The sequence below is a fragment of the Sphingomonas sp. Y38-1Y genome, from assembly GCF_032391395.1.
Classification (GTDB): Bacteria; Pseudomonadota; Alphaproteobacteria; order Sphingomonadales; family Sphingomonadaceae; genus Sphingomonas.
The window spans coordinates 992,732-1,008,579 of the sequence record NZ_CP135916.1 but is presented as its reverse complement, the minus strand read 5'-3'; the positions used below and the strand labels follow the sequence as shown (position 1 = coordinate 1,008,579).

General features: G+C 68.2%; 20 protein-coding genes. 6 read left to right on the top strand and 14 right to left on the bottom strand.

Features of this window, described 5'->3' with window-relative positions; translation table 11 throughout:
- The first annotated feature begins 50 nt into the window (after nt 1-50).
- Nucleotides 51-230 (top strand): hypothetical protein, encoded by a 180-nt coding sequence (locus tag RS883_RS04680; RefSeq protein ID WP_315763164.1) that lies wholly within the window; start codon nt 51-53, stop codon nt 228-230.
- Between the two features lie 146 nt (nt 231-376).
- On the opposite strand, the gene RS883_RS04675 is transcribed toward RS883_RS04680, so the two are convergent.
- The 3 genes from RS883_RS04675 to RS883_RS04665 form a co-directional block, all read right to left on the bottom strand.
- Complete coding sequence (locus tag RS883_RS04675) at nt 377-1,021, bottom strand: sigma-70 family RNA polymerase sigma factor (protein WP_315763162.1); 645 nt, start codon at nt 1,019-1,021, stop codon at nt 377-379.
- A gap of 107 nt (nt 1,022-1,128) precedes the next feature.
- Entirely contained in the window at nt 1,129-1,266 is a 138-nt protein-coding gene (locus RS883_RS04670; RefSeq protein ID WP_315763160.1) for a hypothetical protein, read from the bottom strand.
- Between the two features lie 59 nt (nt 1,267-1,325).
- A complete protein-coding gene (locus RS883_RS04665) occupies nt 1,326-2,135 on the bottom strand; it encodes a response regulator (protein WP_315763158.1) in 810 nt (269 codons plus the stop codon).
- A 223-nt stretch (nt 2,136-2,358) separates the two neighbouring features.
- Here RS883_RS04665 and RS883_RS04660 point away from each other — a divergent pair, with 223 nt between their 5' ends.
- The 3 genes from RS883_RS04660 (at nt 2,359) to RS883_RS04650 (ending at nt 4,596) form a co-directional block, all read left to right on the top strand.
- Entirely contained in the window at nt 2,359-2,532 is a 174-nt protein-coding gene (locus tag RS883_RS04660) for a NepR family anti-sigma factor (protein ID WP_315763156.1), read from the top strand.
- 96 nt (nt 2,533-2,628) lie between these two features.
- Entirely contained in the window at nt 2,629-4,230 is a 1,602-nt protein-coding gene (locus RS883_RS04655) for a sensor histidine kinase (protein WP_315763154.1), read from the top strand.
- Nucleotides 4,231-4,470: 240 nt separating this feature from the next.
- Nucleotides 4,471-4,596, top strand: coding sequence for an entericidin A/B family lipoprotein (locus RS883_RS04650; RefSeq protein ID WP_315763152.1), 126 nt, complete (start codon nt 4,471-4,473; stop codon nt 4,594-4,596).
- A 60-nt stretch (nt 4,597-4,656) separates the two neighbouring features.
- Here RS883_RS04650 and tatC read toward each other — a convergent pair whose 3' ends face one another.
- The 11 genes from tatC to RS883_RS04595 form a co-directional block, all read right to left on the bottom strand.
- Entirely contained in the window at nt 4,657-5,427 is a 771-nt protein-coding gene (gene tatC, locus RS883_RS04645) for a twin-arginine translocase subunit TatC (protein WP_315763150.1), read from the bottom strand.
- Entirely contained in the window at nt 5,424-5,846 is a 423-nt protein-coding gene (gene tatB, locus RS883_RS04640) for a Sec-independent protein translocase protein TatB (protein ID WP_315763149.1), read from the bottom strand. Before tatB ends, tatC begins: the two co-directional genes overlap by 4 nt.
- An 83-nt stretch (nt 5,847-5,929) precedes the next feature.
- Nucleotides 5,930-6,151, bottom strand: a complete 222-nt coding sequence (locus RS883_RS04635) for a twin-arginine translocase TatA/TatE family subunit (RefSeq protein ID WP_315763147.1) — start codon at nt 6,149-6,151, stop codon at nt 5,930-5,932.
- A 27-nt stretch (nt 6,152-6,178) separates the two neighbouring features.
- Complete coding sequence (gene scpB, locus RS883_RS04630) at nt 6,179-6,757, bottom strand: SMC-Scp complex subunit ScpB (RefSeq protein ID WP_315763145.1); 579 nt, start codon at nt 6,755-6,757, stop codon at nt 6,179-6,181.
- Nucleotides 6,754-7,497: a segregation and condensation protein A gene (locus tag RS883_RS04625; RefSeq protein ID WP_409977389.1), complete on the bottom strand. Its 744-nt coding sequence runs from the start codon at nt 7,495-7,497 to the stop codon at nt 6,754-6,756. The genes scpB and RS883_RS04625 overlap by 4 nt, the downstream gene beginning before the upstream one ends.
- Before the next feature lie 46 nt (nt 7,498-7,543).
- Nucleotides 7,544-7,969 (bottom strand): hypothetical protein, encoded by a 426-nt coding sequence (locus tag RS883_RS04620; RefSeq protein ID WP_315763143.1) that lies wholly within the window; start codon nt 7,967-7,969, stop codon nt 7,544-7,546.
- A gap of 120 nt (nt 7,970-8,089) precedes the next feature.
- A complete protein-coding gene (locus RS883_RS04615; RefSeq protein WP_315763141.1) occupies nt 8,090-9,097 on the bottom strand; it encodes a glycoside hydrolase family 3 N-terminal domain-containing protein in 1,008 nt (335 codons plus the stop codon).
- Nucleotides 9,098-9,431: 334 nt separating this feature from the next.
- Nucleotides 9,432-10,184, bottom strand: a complete 753-nt coding sequence (locus tag RS883_RS04610; protein ID WP_315763139.1) for an SPOR domain-containing protein — start codon at nt 10,182-10,184, stop codon at nt 9,432-9,434.
- Entirely contained in the window at nt 10,184-11,914 is a 1,731-nt protein-coding gene (gene argS / locus RS883_RS04605) for an arginine--tRNA ligase (RefSeq protein WP_315763138.1), read from the bottom strand. The genes RS883_RS04610 and argS overlap by 1 nt, the downstream gene beginning before the upstream one ends.
- Before the next feature lie 33 nt (nt 11,915-11,947).
- A complete protein-coding gene (rarD, locus tag RS883_RS04600; RefSeq protein ID WP_315763136.1) occupies nt 11,948-12,847 on the bottom strand; it encodes an EamA family transporter RarD in 900 nt (299 codons plus the stop codon).
- Nucleotides 12,848-13,009: 162 nt separating this feature from the next.
- Nucleotides 13,010-13,789 carry an SDR family oxidoreductase gene (locus tag RS883_RS04595; protein WP_315763134.1) on the bottom strand — a complete coding sequence of 260 codons (780 nt, stop codon included), beginning with the start codon at nt 13,787-13,789 and terminating at the stop codon, nt 13,010-13,012.
- A 748-nt stretch (nt 13,790-14,537) separates the two neighbouring features.
- Between RS883_RS04595 and trmB the strand changes: the two genes are divergently transcribed.
- The gene (trmB, locus tag RS883_RS04590; protein WP_315763132.1) at nt 14,538-15,218 is read left to right on the top strand and encodes a tRNA (guanosine(46)-N7)-methyltransferase TrmB; all 681 of its coding nucleotides are present in this window, start codon (nt 14,538-14,540) and stop codon (nt 15,216-15,218) included.
- Nucleotides 15,219-15,231: 13 nt separating this feature from the next.
- Nucleotides 15,232-15,846: a DJ-1/PfpI family protein gene (locus RS883_RS04585; protein WP_315763130.1), complete on the top strand. Its 615-nt coding sequence runs from the start codon at nt 15,232-15,234 to the stop codon at nt 15,844-15,846.
- Nucleotides 15,847-15,848 lie beyond the last annotated feature (2 nt).

The following is a 15,848-nucleotide window of genomic DNA, read 5'->3' as shown; positions in this document are numbered from 1 at the left end:
AAGGCCGTATTGTCAAGAAACGATCGACCTTGACCTGCGTTATAGCATCCATGAACCACTCGTCGTCCACGCAGCGCCACGCATTTCAGCGCTTCCAGGTTGCGCCGCCCAGCGCGCCCGATCGCCTGAGCGAGACGCTCCGCTGTGCCTATGGCCGCGGCGACGGCCTGCCCGACGACATGGTGCGGCTGCTGCGCGAACTCGACCAGCAGACGGTCGGCCGGTCGTAAAATCGACGCGGTCTGCCCGACCTAATTAATACCGACAGCAGCCCTTACGCGTTGGGCCTGCCGAAATGCCCGCCCCCTTCACCCGCACGGGCGAAGCAAGCGCAGCATCTCGACAGGCTCAACGTTGATTTTTTGGCTGAGTGCGATCAGTGGATGTCACGATCGCGGCTGAGATCGTCGACCTCGCCCATGATCGTGTCGAGCGCGCTCTTGTCGCCCATCTGGTGCAACGCGCGACTGGGGAGCGATCCGTCGGTCAACAGGTTTTCGAGCGCGACACGGCCGCGGGCCACGCGGCTCTTGATCGTGCCGACCGCCACCTGACAGATCTCGGCCGCTTCCTCATAGGCGAAGCCGCCCGCGCCGACGAGGATCAGCGCTTCACGCTGCGGACGCGGCAGATGCAGCAACGCGCGCTGCATGTCGGTCAGCTCGACATGGCGATCCTGGCTGGCCGGCGCGGCGAGCAGCCGGTCGGCGACCAGATCGTCCCACTCGCCCTTGAAGCGCGCACGGCGCATTTGGCTGAGATAGAGATTGCGCAGGATGATGAAGGTCCATGCGCGCATGTTGGTGCCCGCCTGGAAGCGCTTGCGCGCGGCCCAAGCCTTGAGGAGCGTCTCCTGCACCAGATCGTCGGCCGTATCGCGGCTGCCCGACAGCGAGCGGCCGAATGCGCGCAGGTGCGGGATGACCTGCGTCAGCTGCGCCTTGAACTCGGGGTCCGACAGCGAGACATGCTCGCGCTCGGGCTCGACGCCGCCCGGCTCTTCATCGGCAGACTCAGACATGCGGCTCCGTTCGGAAAGGCCAAGCGTGACGCGGGCCGGCTCGAGAACATAGGGGGCCGGCTCGGCAATGGCCACCCCCGGCGCGATCGGTCGCGGCTGTACCGTACTCAGGCCAGCACCAGATATGCGAAGATCGCGATCACCAGCGCCAGCGAGATCGGCAGGATATAGCGGGTCATGTGGGGGGTCGACCCGGCGCGCGCGCGGTCGGTGTCGATGTGCACTTGTTCGTTTGGATCGGCCATGACGCTTCAACCCCCCAGCTTCGTTTTGGGTCCGTTACTTTTGCCGGTTTCCCGCGGCGTTACGCCGCCGCGGGGACCGTCGACTGGTCGAAGAACAGCGCCTGGCTGATCGCCGCCTTCACCGTCGACCGCTGGAACGGCTTGGTGATGAGGAAGGTCGGCTCCGGCCGCTCGCCCGTCAGCAGGCGCTCGGGGAAGGCGGTGATGAAGATCACCGGCACGTTGAACTGCGCCAGGATATCCTTGACCGCGTCGATGCCCGAGCTGTCGTCGGCCAGCTGGATGTCGGCGAGGACCAGGCCGGGGCGATCCTCCATCGCCAGCGCCACCGCCTCGTCGCGGGTCACGGCGACGCCGGTCACCTCGTGGCCCAGGTCGCGGACGATCGTCTCCAAGTCCATGGCGATGATCGGCTCGTCCTCGATCACTAGCACGCGGGCGCGCGTTTGCTGCTCGATCTCTGCAAGCGCGTCGGCGACCAGCGCATCGACCTCGGGCGTGTCGACGTTGATCAGGTACGCGGTGTCCTCGACGGTGAAGCCCTCCATCGCGGTCAGCAGCAGCGCCTGGCGCGACAGCGGCGCGATCCGGGCGAGGCGGGCGCGGGCGATCGCCTCCTGGTCGCTGCCCTGCGCACTCAAGTCGCCGCCGTCATGCTCGTCAATCTGGGTCGAGCCCCAGATCGCCTGGAACGTGCGATACAGGCCGAGGCGCGGGTCGACGTCGCGCGGGAACTGGTCGGGCGCGGCGACGATCGCCTCCAGCGTCGCGCGGACATAGCGGTCGCCCTCGGTCTGGCTGCCGGTTAGCGCACGGCCATACCGACGGAGAAAAGGAAGATGCGGGGCAAGCTGCTGGCCAAGCGACATGGTAATTTCAGTCTCCTCCACTGCCGCCTGAAACGGACGGCCGTTCGGTCTTTTCGTGACGACGCGGATAGGCGAAGGAGCCTTCCCCCCGGAAATGCCACGACCCACGGAACCAACGACGCGCTTTTTGGTTTCATCGCACCGACTGCGCAACGATTGCGCGAACGGCGGGGCGCTGCGATGGCGCCTCTGGACATTGTCGTACCCGTGATCCGGCAAGGGGGTGAACGGGCTGCAGGGGGACGTCGTGCGTTCAGAACAGAAGAAACCCAGTACGACGGAACCGTCCAAGCCGCAGAACAAGAATGTCGGGGACGCCCTTCGTGCCGTCTATCGGGAAGCTGTCGAGGAACAGGTGCCGGACGATCTGCTCGACCTTCTCAAGAAGCTCGGCTGATTCGCACGTCCCACGCCTCGTGATCGCGCGGCGCGCGCGGCTCTTTTCTCGAACAGCGATGGTTTGCCGCCCATTTTGCGCTAGCGTTGGATGGCGATGACCGACCCTGCATCCGACAATTCCAGCGACGACCCCGACAGCGACAAGCGGCGCTGGCTCTCGCGGCTGCCGACGGGCGCGCGCGTCTTCCTGATCCTGGGCGGCGCGCTGCTGCCGCTGGCGCTGATCGCGTTCCTCGCCACCGTTCAGACGACGCGGATCGCCGACCTGGAAGCGCGATCGCAGCTGCGCGTAGCGCTTGCCGAAAGCGCGCGAACGCTGTCGAACGAACTGCTCGGCGACATGAGCGCACTTCGCAGCGCGGTCGCGGCGCTTGCCGCCGACCGCACCAACGATGCCGTCTGCGCCCGGACGCAGGGCGTGTTCGCGCAGCAATACGCCGCCGGCCTTCGCTTCGCGATCAACGAACGCAGCGGACGCCTGCTCTGCGGCAGCCCGCTCGCTCCCAACCAGAGCATCGATCGCGGCGAGCTGTTCCCCGGCCGCATCGCCGCTCGGGTAGTCGACGACGGCATCGTCCTCGCGATCGCCGACACGCGCGACGAGGTGGTCGGCACCGCCTTCTTCCCGACGACTTTCCTCGCCCCCATCGCCCGGCCGAGCGGCGTCGTTCCGGAAAACGGCCTGACGCTGCGGGACGACGAGGAAGCGGTTGATCTCGACGTGCTCGAAGGTTCGGGAGTGCTCAGCCGGACGGAAAACGCCGCCACGCCGATCGGCATCGACGGCCTGGTCGTTGAGATGACTGTCCGCGGCGCGCCGATCACCTCCCCGCTGGTGGTGGCGATGCTGCTGCCGTTCCTGATGTGGATCTTCGCCGCCGCGATCGCATGGTTCGTCGTCGACCGGCTGCTGATCCGCCCGCTCCGCCGGCTGCGCACCAGCGTCGGCGCCTATGCGCCGGGCACGATCCTCGGCCCCGTCGATTACGGCGCGGTTCCCGCGACCGAGATCGGCCAGCTGGGCGAGACGTTCCGCGACATCACCCGCACCGTCGTCGCGCACGAGGCTGGGCTGGCCGAGGGGCTCGTTCGTCAGACCAAGCTGACCCGCGAGGTGCACCACCGCGTCAAGAACAACCTTCAGGTCATCTCCAGCCTCATCAACTTCCACGCGCGCGGCGCCGAGAGCGCCGAGGCGGCCGCCGCCTATGCCTCGATCCAGCGGCGCGTCGACGCGCTGGCGGTCGTCCATCGCTATCACTTCGCCGAGCTTGAGGAGAATCGCGGCGTCGAGATGCGCGCGGTGATCGGCGAGCTAGCCGCCGGCATCCGCGCCGGCGCGCCCCAGAGCGCGCAGCGCTTTGCCGTGTTGGTCGAGGTCGAGCCGGTGATGGTGTCGCAGGACACCGCGATCGCCGTCGCCTTCCTCGTCACCGAACTGCTCGAGCTGGCGATGACCGCCAATCCGGAAACACAGGCGCGCATCAGCCTTCGCGAGCGCGCCGACGATCCGAAGATCGGGACGCTGCGCGTCGTGTCGACCGGGCTGATCCAGACCGACGAACTGGAAGCGTTGCTCGCGACCCGCTATGGCCGGGTGATCGCGGGTCTCGCGCGGCAGCTCCGATCGCCGCTCCACCATGACCCGCTGAGCGGCGCCTATGAGATCGCGGTGCCGGTGATCGGGCGCGCCTAAAAAAAATCGACCGCGCCGGAACCCCGGTGGCGAGTGCTCGTTCAGACCTTCGGACAGCGACCTTTTGCCCCCCCGCTCTCGCTGTCCGCGACATGAGGCCTGGAAGCGTCGACCCTCCCCCCCCCCCGGCGACGCTTCCAGGCCTTTACCGTCTCTCCCCAACATCGCTGATTGCACCTCCGGAACGAAAGCCCGTGCGCGGCATTGTGTCGCCACCGGTATCGTTTGATGGAGATGATTATGCGCAAGCTTCTGGGTCTGGCGATGGTCGCAGGTGCGCTGATGGTCGGCGCGTGCAACACCGTCGAGGGCGTCGGCAGGGACGTGAAGTCGGCCGGTTCGGCCGTCGAAGACGCAGCCAACTAAGCCGACAATCCAAGCATTGCGAAGGGCCGCGTTCCACGCCGGGACGCGGCCTTTTTCGTGTCAGGCGGGTTCGCTGGCCTCGTCGGCGGCGACCTTGGCGCGCTTGCGCTCGGTGAACCAGATGCCGATCAGCGCGAGCTCGTAGAGCAGGATCATCGGGATCGCGAGCAGGAACTGCGAACCGATGTCGGGCGGCGTCAGCACCGCCGCCAGGCCGAACGCCGCGACGATGGCATAACGGCGCGCGCCGACCAGCTGCTTGCGCGTGACGATGCCCGCCCGCTCCAGCAGCATCAGCAGCACCGGCAGCAGGAACGAGATGCCGAACGCGAACAGGAACTGCATGATGAAGGAGAGATAGTTGCCGACCGAGGGCAACGCCTCCTGCTGGATGCCGCCGAAATTGCCCTGGAAGCCGAGGAGGAAGTGAAGTGCCACCGGGATGGTGACGTAATAGGCGAGCGCCGCGCCCATCGTGAACAGGATCGGCGTGGCCAGGATGAAGGGCAGCAGCGCCTTCTTCTCGCTGCGATAGAGCCCCGGCGCCACGAACTGCCACAGCTGGTTGGCGAGCACCGGGAACGAGATCATCATCGCCGCAAAGAACGCGACCTTGATGCGGACGAAGAACGCCTCGAACAGCTGGGTGAAGATCACCTTCTTCTGCCCCGCCGCCAGCAGCGGCTGGACCAGAAAGGCGAAGATCTGCTCGGCGAAATAATAGCAGACGCCGAACGCCACCGCGATCGTCAGCATGCAGAAGAACAGCCGGCGGCGAAGCTCGATCAGGTGCTCGAGCAGCGGCGCCTGGGTGTCGTCGATATCCTTCACGGCTGGCCCTTCTCGGCCGGATCGGTGGTCGGCACGGGCGCGGCGGGAGCCTCGTCGCGGATCACGGGCTGCGGCGTGGTCGCCGGCGGCAGGCCGGCTGGTGCCGCATCGGCGCCCTCAGCCGCGACGGGAGCATCCGGTGCCGGCGGTCCTTCGAGCGCGACGGGCTGCGCCTCGGGCTCGGGCGGATGCTCGCGCATGATGCGGGCGTTCTCGTCCGCCCACTTCTTTTCCATTTCGGAGAGCTCGGCCTCGCGCACCATCGCGTCGAAGCCCGAGCGGAACTGGCGCGCGACCCCGCGCGCGCGGCCGACCCAATAGCCGACGAAGCGCATCGCCTTGGGCAGGTCCTTGGGGCCGATGACGAGCAGCGCGACGACGGCGACCACCATCATCTCGCTCATGTTGAAATCGAGCATCTCGCCCTGTCGGCCCCGCCTTCGCTGTACGCTATCGTACGGTCGGCGAGCACGATGCCCGCCGCCGCGTCATCCGGTCGGCGTCAGCGCTGCTCGCGCGCGCGCTCTTCGGTCTTGTAGGCGGGCTCGGCGGCGCGCTGCGCCTCGATCCGCGTCGGCTCGGCCTCTTCCTCGGCCATGCCCTTCTTGAAGTTCTTGATGCCCTTGGCGACGTCGCCCATCAGGTTCGAGAAACGACCGCCGCCCAGCAGCAGGATCGCGATCACACCGAACACCAGCCAATGGACCAGGCTGAAACTACCCATCACGAATCTCCTCGAGGTTCCCTCTATCTAGGCGTCCTCGTCGCCCTTTTCCACTGATACGTGTTCAAGGGCGAGATCGACCGGATCGAGCAGCCCCGCGGCCTTTAGATCGTCGATGCCGGGAAGGTCGCGGCGGCTCGCCAGCCCGAAATGATCGAGGAAGCCGGCGGTGGTCGCATAGGTGAGCGGCCGCCCCGGCACCTCACGCCGTCCGGCCGGGCGCACCCAGCCGGCCTCCATCAGCACGTCGATCGTTCCCTTCGCGACCTGGACGCCGCGGATCGCCTCGATCTCCGCTCGCGTGACGGGTTCGTGATAGGCGATGATCGCCAGCGTCTCGATTCCCGCCCGGCTCAACCGGCGGCTGTCCTCGCGGTCGCGGCGCAGGACATGCGCCATGTCGCCCGCCGTCTCGAAATGCCAATGGTCGCCGCGCCGGACGAGATTGATGCCGCGCCCGGCATAGTCGCCCTCCAGCGCTGCCAGCGCTGCGGCGATGCCGTCGGCGGTGCCCAGATGAGCGGCGATGTCGGATGGCGTCAGCGGCTCGGCAGCGGCGAACAGGATCGCCTCGACCGCGCGCACCGTCTCGTCCGGCGGGCTCATGCGATCGCCCGGACATAGAGCGGCGCGAACGGCCCGTCCTGCGCAAGCTCGACGCGCCCCTGCTTGGCGAGTTCGAGCGCGGCAAGGAAGCTCGACGCCAGCGCCGAGCGCCGCCACGCCGCCTCCCCGCCTTCGGGCATGAAGCGTTCCAGCACCGTCCAGTCGATCGCCTCGCCCAGCATCGCCGACACGCGGGCTAGCGCCGTCTCCAGCGTCATCACAGGCCGCCGCCGCACGACGTGGAGCACCGGCCGCGACCGCGCACTCACTCGTCCATAGGCGGCGATGAGGTCGTAGAGGCTCGCATCCCAGCGCGTGCGGCGGATCGTCCTGAGCCCCTCCGGGCGGCCACGGGGGAACACGTCCCGCCCCAGCCGGTCGCGCGCCATCAGCCGCGCCCCCGCCTCACGCATCGCATCCAGACGCGCGAGCCGCAGCGTCAGGCGGAGCGCCAGCTCCTCCGGGCTCGGCGTCTCCTCCGGATCGCGCGGGAGGAGCAGCGCGGATTTGAGATAGGCGAGCCACGCCGCCATCACGAGGTAGTCGGCGGCGACCTCCAGCTTAAGCTCGCGCGCCGTGGCGATGAATGCGAGATACTGGTCGACCAGTTCGAGGATCGAGATCGCCCGAAGATCGACCTTCTGCGTCCGCGCGAGCCCCAGGAGCAGGTCGAGCGGCCCCTCCCAGCTCTCCAGCGAGATCGTCAGCGTGTCGGCATCGGCCATGGCGATGCTTGGCATGACGGTGGCGGCGGGGGCAAGTCGGAGGGATTCTATGCCCCTGCTATCAGCCAAATAAGATCAGAACGCTCATCAGCGCACCGAACGCCAACGCCGACCATGCTGTCCATCTGAGGACCAATGTCTTCGGCATGTACCGAAAGCTGACGAATCCGGCGATGAGCGCGTACGAGATGGCAACAACCTGGAACGAAGCCGTCCTCAACCCTCCATCGACATTGTTCATGAACCAAACCATGGCGAGTAGTAACGGTATCGTTCCGGCGAATATTCCGAGGTTTCGGTCGCGATGATCGGGCAATATCGAACCTACCGTGGGCGACAGACCATTGGGCACCAGATGCCAGTTGCCATTATCGAACTTCTTCCATCTTACGTCGATGATGCTGCCGGGAGGGAATTTCCAAACTTCTCCGGCTGGCTCAACACCTTCAACGCGGTATTCATTGCCCGTAAACGGCGTGACCTCCACTGCTCGCCAAGTCTCGACGCCGTCCTTGACAATTGGCAATAGGATTGTGGCCATAGCTATCGTCACCCAGCTTCGCCGCATAACCGCTGGTGGGCGACAACGTCGACCACGTACAGGTGGCTAACCGACGGGCAGCCCAAGTAACGCATCCCGCTTGGCGACCAGTTCCGCAAAGTCACCCTCAGCGGCGCAGCGCCCCGCCATCGCCCGCCCCAGCCTCGCGAGCACTGCGTCCCCGGCCGGCGTCAATCGCCCGGCGATGTCGACCATCTCCGGCATCCGCGCCCAGCAGTCGAGCACCACGTCGCAGCCCGCGGCGAGCGCGCCTGCGGCCTTGTCGCCGGCCGATCCCGACAGCGCCTTCATGTCGATGTCGTCGGTCATGAGCAGACCGTCGAAGCCGATGCGGCCGCGGATCACCTCCTCGATCACCGTGGGTGACAGCGTCGCGGGCCGCTCGGCGTCCCAGGCCTCGAAGACGACGTGACAGGTCATCGCCATGCCCGCGTGCGACAGCGTGCGAAAGGGTTCGAGGTCGATCTCGAGCTCGGCATCGCTCGCCGCCACGCGCGGCAGTTCGTGGTGACTGTCGACGCGCGCGCGCCCGTGGCCGGGGATGTGCTTGACCACGCCGATGCAGCCGCCCGCGGCGAGTCCGTCGAGCACCGCGCGGCCGATCGCGGCGACCTGCATCGGCGCCTCGCCATAAGCGCGGCTGGCGATGGCGGGCGTCGTGTCAGGACCGGCGACGTCGAGCAGTGGCAGGCAATCGACGCTGATCCCAACCTCGCTTAGCATCAGCCCGATCGCGTGCGCGTTCGCCCGCGCCGCCTCGATCGCGGAGACGGGCGCGATCTCCCACAGCCTGGCAAAGGCCGGGCCGGCAGGAAAGGCGGGCCATTCGGGCGGCTTCAACCGCGCGACCGGGCCGCCCTCCTGGTCGATCAGGATGGGCAGGTCGTCACGGCCGGACAGCGCGCGCAGATCGTCGGTGAGCGCGCGAAGCTGGCCGCGATCGACGACGTTGCGCCCGAACAGGATGTAGCCGAGCGGATCGGCATCGCGAAAGAAGGCGCGCTCGTCGGCAGTGAGCGTCGGGCCGGACAGGCCGTAGATGACGGGAAGCATGGAGGAGGGTTAGCGGCGGGTGGCCCTTCGCGGAAGGGGGCGCTAACACCGCCAGCGTTCGTTTCGAGCGAAGTCGAGAAACGCTGGGGGAGCGCGTGGGGCCGTTTCTCGACGACGCTCGAAACGAACGCTGGACGTGAAACGGCTCGCGTCCCAAGCCCCCAACCGTCACCCCGGACTTGTTCCGGGGTCCACCTCGCCGCTCAGGCGAACGTGCGTGGTGGCAGTACCGCGCTTCAACCAGCGGCCAGACGAGTTGCGAAGTGGACCCCGGAACAAGTCCGGGGTGACGAGAAAGAGTTCGTCCTCAGGCCCCTTCGACCGTCTCGCCCCCCTACTCCGCCACCACGAAGCACGCCTCGCCCGCGACCTTCAGCTTGCCGCAAACCTCGCGCGCCTGCGCGTTGCTGCCGGTGTTGACGCGGAGACGGTTCACGGTGCGCCCGTTGACCTCCGCCGGCTGCACCGACTGGCCGAGCCCGGCGAGATAGCCGAAGCGGCCCGACAGCTGCTTCCACGCCGCATTGGCCGCCGCGGCGCTGGGGAAGGAGCCGAGCTGGACGATCGCCCCGCCCGCGCCGCCGGTCGCGACGGGGGGCAGGCGCACGCCCGCCTTGCCCGCGGGCGTGTCGCTGCGCGAGGGCGGCGGCACCGCCTCGGTCACGCGCGCGGCACCCGCGGCGGGCGACGGCGCCGCCTTGGGCGCGGGGCGCGCGCCGGTTGCCAGCGGCGCCTCGGGCACCGCGGACAGGTCGACCGAGGCGTTGGCGGTCTGGCCGCCGTCGCTCGTCTTGAACACGCTGTCGCCCTCGCCCGCGACCTGCATGCCGCCGGGCTCGTCGGGCTTGATCTTGTAGTCGCCCTCGGCCGCGTTGATGAGTTCGCCGGAGCCACCGCCGGTCGACGGCGCGCGATCCTGCCACCAATAGAGCCCCGCGATCGCCGCACCGATGATGGCGAGACCGAGCACGACGAGCAGAATCACGCGGCCGATCGGCGCGCCTTCCTCATACCGCTCCTCGACCGTTTCCAGCCAGGGCAGCCGATCCTCGTCGGCCATTGCGGCGTCGTCGGCGGCTGGCGCCATCACTTCATCTCCTCGACCGCCTCGACTCCCATGATGCCGAGGCCCGACCGGATGATCTGCCCGATCGCATCCGCCAGATAAAGCCGCGCTTGCGTTAAGGTCGCGTCACCGGCGATCACCGTCCGGCGCGATGGATCGTCGTTGCCCGCGTTCCACGCGGCATGGAACTCGGCCGCCAAGTCATAGAGATAAAAGGCGATCCGATGCGGTTCGCGCGCCTGCGCCGCCCCTTCGACCACGCGCGGGAACTGCGCCAGCCGCTGGACGAGCGCGAGCTCCGCCGTGTCAAGCCGGGACAGATCGGGCGCGTCGGTCGGCGCGATCCCCGCTTCGCCCGCGCGCCGGCGCAGCGAATGGACGCGGGCATGGGCATACTGGACGTAGAAGACGGGATTGTCCTTCGACGCCTCCACCACTTTGGCGAAGTCAAAGTCCATCTGCGCATCGGCCTTGCGCGTCAGCATGGTAAAGCGGACGACGTCCTTGCCGACTTCGCGGACCACGTCGGCGAGCGTGACGAAATTGCCCGCCCGCTTCGACATCTTGACCGGCTCGCCGCCGCGCAGCAGCCGCACCATCTGGATGAGCTTGACGTCGAAGCGCGTCCGCCCTTCCGTCAACGCCTGAACCGCCGCGACGATGCGCTTGACGGTGCCCGCATGGTCGGCGCCCCAGATGTCGATCAGCTGGTCCGCGCCCGCCGCCTTTTGGAAGTGATAGGCGAGGTCGGCACCGAAATAGGTCCATTGCCCGTTCGACTTCCTGATCGGCCGATCCTGATCGTCGCCAAACTGAGTGGAGCGGAACAGCGGCAGCTCCACCGGCTCCCAGTCCTCGGGTGTCTCGCCCTTGGGTGCCTCGAGCACGCCGTCATAGACGAGGTCGCGCGACCGCAGCCACGCTTCGGCCTCCTCGGGCTTGCCCGCCGCCTGGAGCTCCGCTTCGGACGAGAACAGGTCGTGATGGATGCCGAGCAGCGCCAGGTCGGCCTTGATGAGCTCCAGCATCGCAGCGACCGCGCGGGTGCGGAACAGCGCCAGCCACTCGCCCTCGGGCGCGGCGGCATAGCGGTCACCATATTCGGCGGCGAGCGCCTGGCCGACCGGGACCAGATAGTCGCCGGGATAGAGTCCCTCCGGCACCGCACCGACGTCCTCGCCCAGCGCCTCGCGATAGCGCAGGTGGACCGAGCGGGCGAGCACGTCGACCTGGCCGCCCGCGTCGTTGACATAATATTCTCGCACGACCTTGTGTCCGACATGCTCCAGCAGGCTGGACAGCGCATCGCCCACCACCGCGCCGCGGCAATGGCCCATGTGCATCGGCCCGGTCGGATTGGCCGAGACATATTCGACATTGACGGTGATCCCCGCCCCGCCGTCCGACCGGCCATAATCGCCGCCCGCCGCATGGATCGCGCGCAGTTCCTCGCGCCAGCGATCCTCAGCAAGCGTCAGGTTGATGAACCCCGGACCTGCGACGGCCACCGACGCGACCTCGGGCAGCGCGCCCAGCTTCGCCGCAATCGCTTCGGCCAGCGCGCGCGGGTTGGTGCCCGCGGGCTTCGCCAGCACCATCGCCGCGTTGGTGGCAAGGTCGCCATGGCTCGCATCGCGCGGCGGCTCGACCGTCACCGCGCGGCGGTTGAGACCGGCGGGCAGCGTTTCCTCGGCGGTCAGCGCGTCGAGGATCGAGTCGAGATGGGCGGCGAATTGCGCGTAGATCGTCATGGCGCGCGCCCTTAGCCGAGCGGCGCGCCCGCATCAAACGCGGCGCGCGCGCAGGCTCCCCAGGACATAGACGCCAAGGCCCGACCAGATCAGCGCGAAGCAGATCAGGTGCGCGGTCGTCACCGTCTCACCGAACAGCGTGATCGCCAGCCCGAACTGGATCGTCGGCGCGAGATACTGGAGCAGCCCGATCACCGAATAGGGCAACCGCCGCGCCCCCGCCGCGAACAGGAGGAGCGGCACCGCGGTGATGACCCCCGCCACCGACAGCAGCGCGGTGATCCTGGCGTCGCCGCCCAGCGCCAGCCCGCCATGCCCCGCCAGCCAGAACAGATAGAGGAGCGCGACCGGCGTCAGCAGCAGCGTCTCGACCGTCAGCCCCTCGATCGACTCGACCGGCGCGATCTTGCGGACCAGGCCATAGAGCCCGAACGACAGCGCCAGCGTCAGGCTGATCCACAAGCCTGCCGCCGCCTGGCTGGCGAGCACCAGCACGCCCGCCGTGGCAAGCACCACCGCCGCGAGTTGCGGCCGCGTCAGCTTCTCGCGCAACACGACGACGCCGAGCAGCACGTTGACCAGCGGGTTGAGGAAATAGCCGAGGCTCGCCTCCAGCACATGATGGTGCTGCACCGACCAGATATAGACCAGCCAGTTGACCGAGATCAGCGCGGCGCTGAGCGCGAGCAGGCGGAGCGTCCGCGGCGTCGACAGCGCCAGCCAGAGGAGCGAGCCTCGCCGGAGGATCGCGACGATCGCGAACAGGAGCGCCAGCGACCCGACGACCCGCGCCGACACGACCTCGCCCGCATCGACTGCGCGAAGCGGCATGAAATAGAGCGGAAGCAGCCCCCACAGCAGATAGGCGCCCGCGCCCTGCATCAGCCCGATGCGGGTGGAGCGGCTGGCGGCGTCGGCAGGCTGCTGCGTCATGCCCGGTCAGATAGTCGCGCCGCTGCGATGCGGCAAAGCGCATGGCGTTGCCCGCGGGAAAGAAAAGTTGCGAGCGGAACCAGATCCTACTCCGGCGTGGGCGAGGGCGGGCCGCAGGTGCGACACACCCACTACCCGCCATCGCCGTGACAGCGCCTGTCGCTACGCCGCCCCGCCCGCCTTCTCACGCTCGGCGCGGGCGAAGTCGTTGATCATGTTCAGCCGCTCGTCGAACGCGCCTTCGCGTTCGGCGAAGCGCAGCGGCTTCACGCGCTCGACCATGATCTCGGGCGGCGTCGGGGATTGCGACCACAAGGCGATCACCTCGTCGGCAAAGGCGTCGAGCGGCATATAGCCTTCGCGATCCGACTGGCCGGGCGTCAGTTCGGTGCGGACCGCGGGCGGTGCGATCTCAATCACCTCGACCTTGCCCACCAGCGCCTCACGCAGACTGACGGTGTAGCTGTGCACCGCCGCCTTGGTCGCCGAATAGGTCGGCGTCGCAACCAGCGGCACATAGGCGAGGCCAGAGGTCACGGTGACGATCGCGGCATCGGGCTGCGCCACCAGATGATCAATCAGCGCATCGGTCAGCCGGATCGGCCCCAGCAGGTTGGTGGTGATTGTCGCCTCCGCATCGGACAGGTCGCGCGCGGCATCGACGGTCTCGAAGCGCATGATGCCGGCATTGTGGACGACAGCGTTGAGTGCGGGAAAGCGCGCGATCACCTCGGCCGCGAACGCCTTGATCGCCGCGGCATCCTCGATGTCGAGCGTCAGCGCGTGCATGTTCTCGTGCCCCGCGATCGCCTCGTCGAGCGCCGACTGGCGGCGCCCGGCGACGATCACCGTGTTGCCCGCGCCCGCGAGCCGGTGCGCCAGCGCCGCGCCGATGCCCGAACCGCCGCCGGTAATGAGGATGGTGTTGCCGCTCGTCTTCATGTCCGCCTCCAGGGGAAGGATTGCGGCGGCTATCTTGGGCGGCGCGGGCGCGATGGAAGGGGGACGCGTCGAAAAAAAAGGTCGCGGGCACGGCAAAAGGGGCCGGCGTCGCCGCCAGCCCCTTCAAACCCCGCTTCCTTCCCTTGTCGGGTCGTGCCGCCGGGCTCCGGTCACCGGGGCCGGATGCGGGATCCTGCGCGCACCAGGGTGCTTGCTGTGCCCGCGCTCCGGCCTCGATGGCCAACGACAGGGGTACCGCCTGCCGCCTGTGCTTCCGCCGCCATCCGCCATTTGCCCGAGGGCGCCTGGCTTTGGCCGCTTCGGCCCGCCCTTCCGCTTGGCTCCCAAGGGAGCGTCGCCGTCCGGCGGTTTGCGTTCTCTGCTTCGGTCCCGGCTTTCCGATCCGACCGAAGGTCCGATCATCATGCCGCGTCCATCGCTTCGTTCGCCCGAAGTCCTGGCCTCTCGCGGTTTCCCAAAGGCACCTGCGCGACGCCGCCGACTTCGCATAACCGTTTCGATTTGCTTCGATTTCTCGAACCGCCTTGCTCCGGCTACCTGCAAAGCGTCTCATGCGCGCCGAGTCGCGCCAAGCGGCAAATCGTGCGGCGCGCCTGTGGAAAGCGTGGATCGTGGGGATGACACCGGGCGACTCGCGCGGGCCGGGGCGGCGGCCGGATAGCCGATCGCCTGCGGGCTGCAAGCCCCCCTCGACATCGGCCCCCGTCCACGCCACAGGCCCCAGCCCATGAACGATCCCGCCACGATCCGCCGTCTCTATGGCCGCCGCCAGGGCCACAAGCTGCGCGCCGGCCAGGCCGCGCTGGTCGAGGACCTGCTGCCGCGCATCAGCGTGCCCGCGGACGGCCCGCTCGATGCCGCGCGTCTGTTCGGCGACGATCGCCCGCTCGAGTTCGAGATCGGCTTCGGTGGCGGCGAGCATCTGGCGGGCCAGGCCGCGGCGCGACCGGACACCGGCTTCATCGGTTGCGAGCCCTTCCTCAACGGCGTCGTCTCGGCGCTCGGCCACGTTCGCGACGGCGACTTGGGCAATGTCCGACTGCACATGGGCGACGCCCTGGAAGTGCTCGAACGACTGCCCGACCAGAGTCTCTCGCGCCTCTATCTGCTTCACCCCGATCCCTGGCCCAAGGCGCGCCACGCCAAGCGGCGGATGGTCAATCACGGCCCGCTCGACCTCGTCGCCGCCAAGCTGAAGCCGGGCGCCGAGTTCCGCCTCGGCACCGACGATCCGACCTATTGCCGCTGGTCGATGATGGTGATGAACCAGCGCCGCGATTTCGAATGGCAGGCGACGAGCGCCGCCGACTTCCTCACCCGCCCCGCCGATTGGCCCGAGACACGCTACGAGCGCAAGGCACGCCGCAAGGGGCACGAGGTGTGGTATTTCCGCTACGTCCGACTCTGATAGCGAGGGTGCGATGAGCGACGACGATGCGAAGCGGGTGATCGGCATTGTCCTGTTCGCGGAGTTCGAGACGCTCGACGTGTTCGGGCCGGTGCAGATGCTGGGGCGGCTGCCCGGTCATCGTCTCGTCGTCGTGACGGAGGATGGCCGACCGGCACGATCGTCGCAGGGCATCGAGACGGTCGCGCATCACGGCTTTGCCGATGCGCCGGCGATTGACGTGCTGCTGGTGCCCGGCGGGATGGGTGCGCGGCGCGAGGTCGAGAATGGCGCGATGCTCGATTTCCTGCGCGAGCGATCGGCGGCTGCGCGCTGGACGGCATCGGTGTGCACGGGCGCGGCGCTGCTGGCGAAGGCGGGGCTGCTCGACGGGCGGCGCGCGACGACCAACAAGGTGGCGTTCGACTGGGTCGCCGGCCTTGCCGCCCAAGTGAACTGGCAGAAACGCGCACGCTGGGTCGCGGACGGGCGGTTCTACACGTCGTCGGGCGTCTCCGCAGGCACCGACATGGCGCTGGCGTTGGTGGCAGCGCTCTACGGCCGGGACGAGGCAGAGGCGGCCGCCGCCCGGGCGGAATATGTCTGGAACGACGATCCGGACAACGACCCGTTCGCGATCGACGGCTGAGC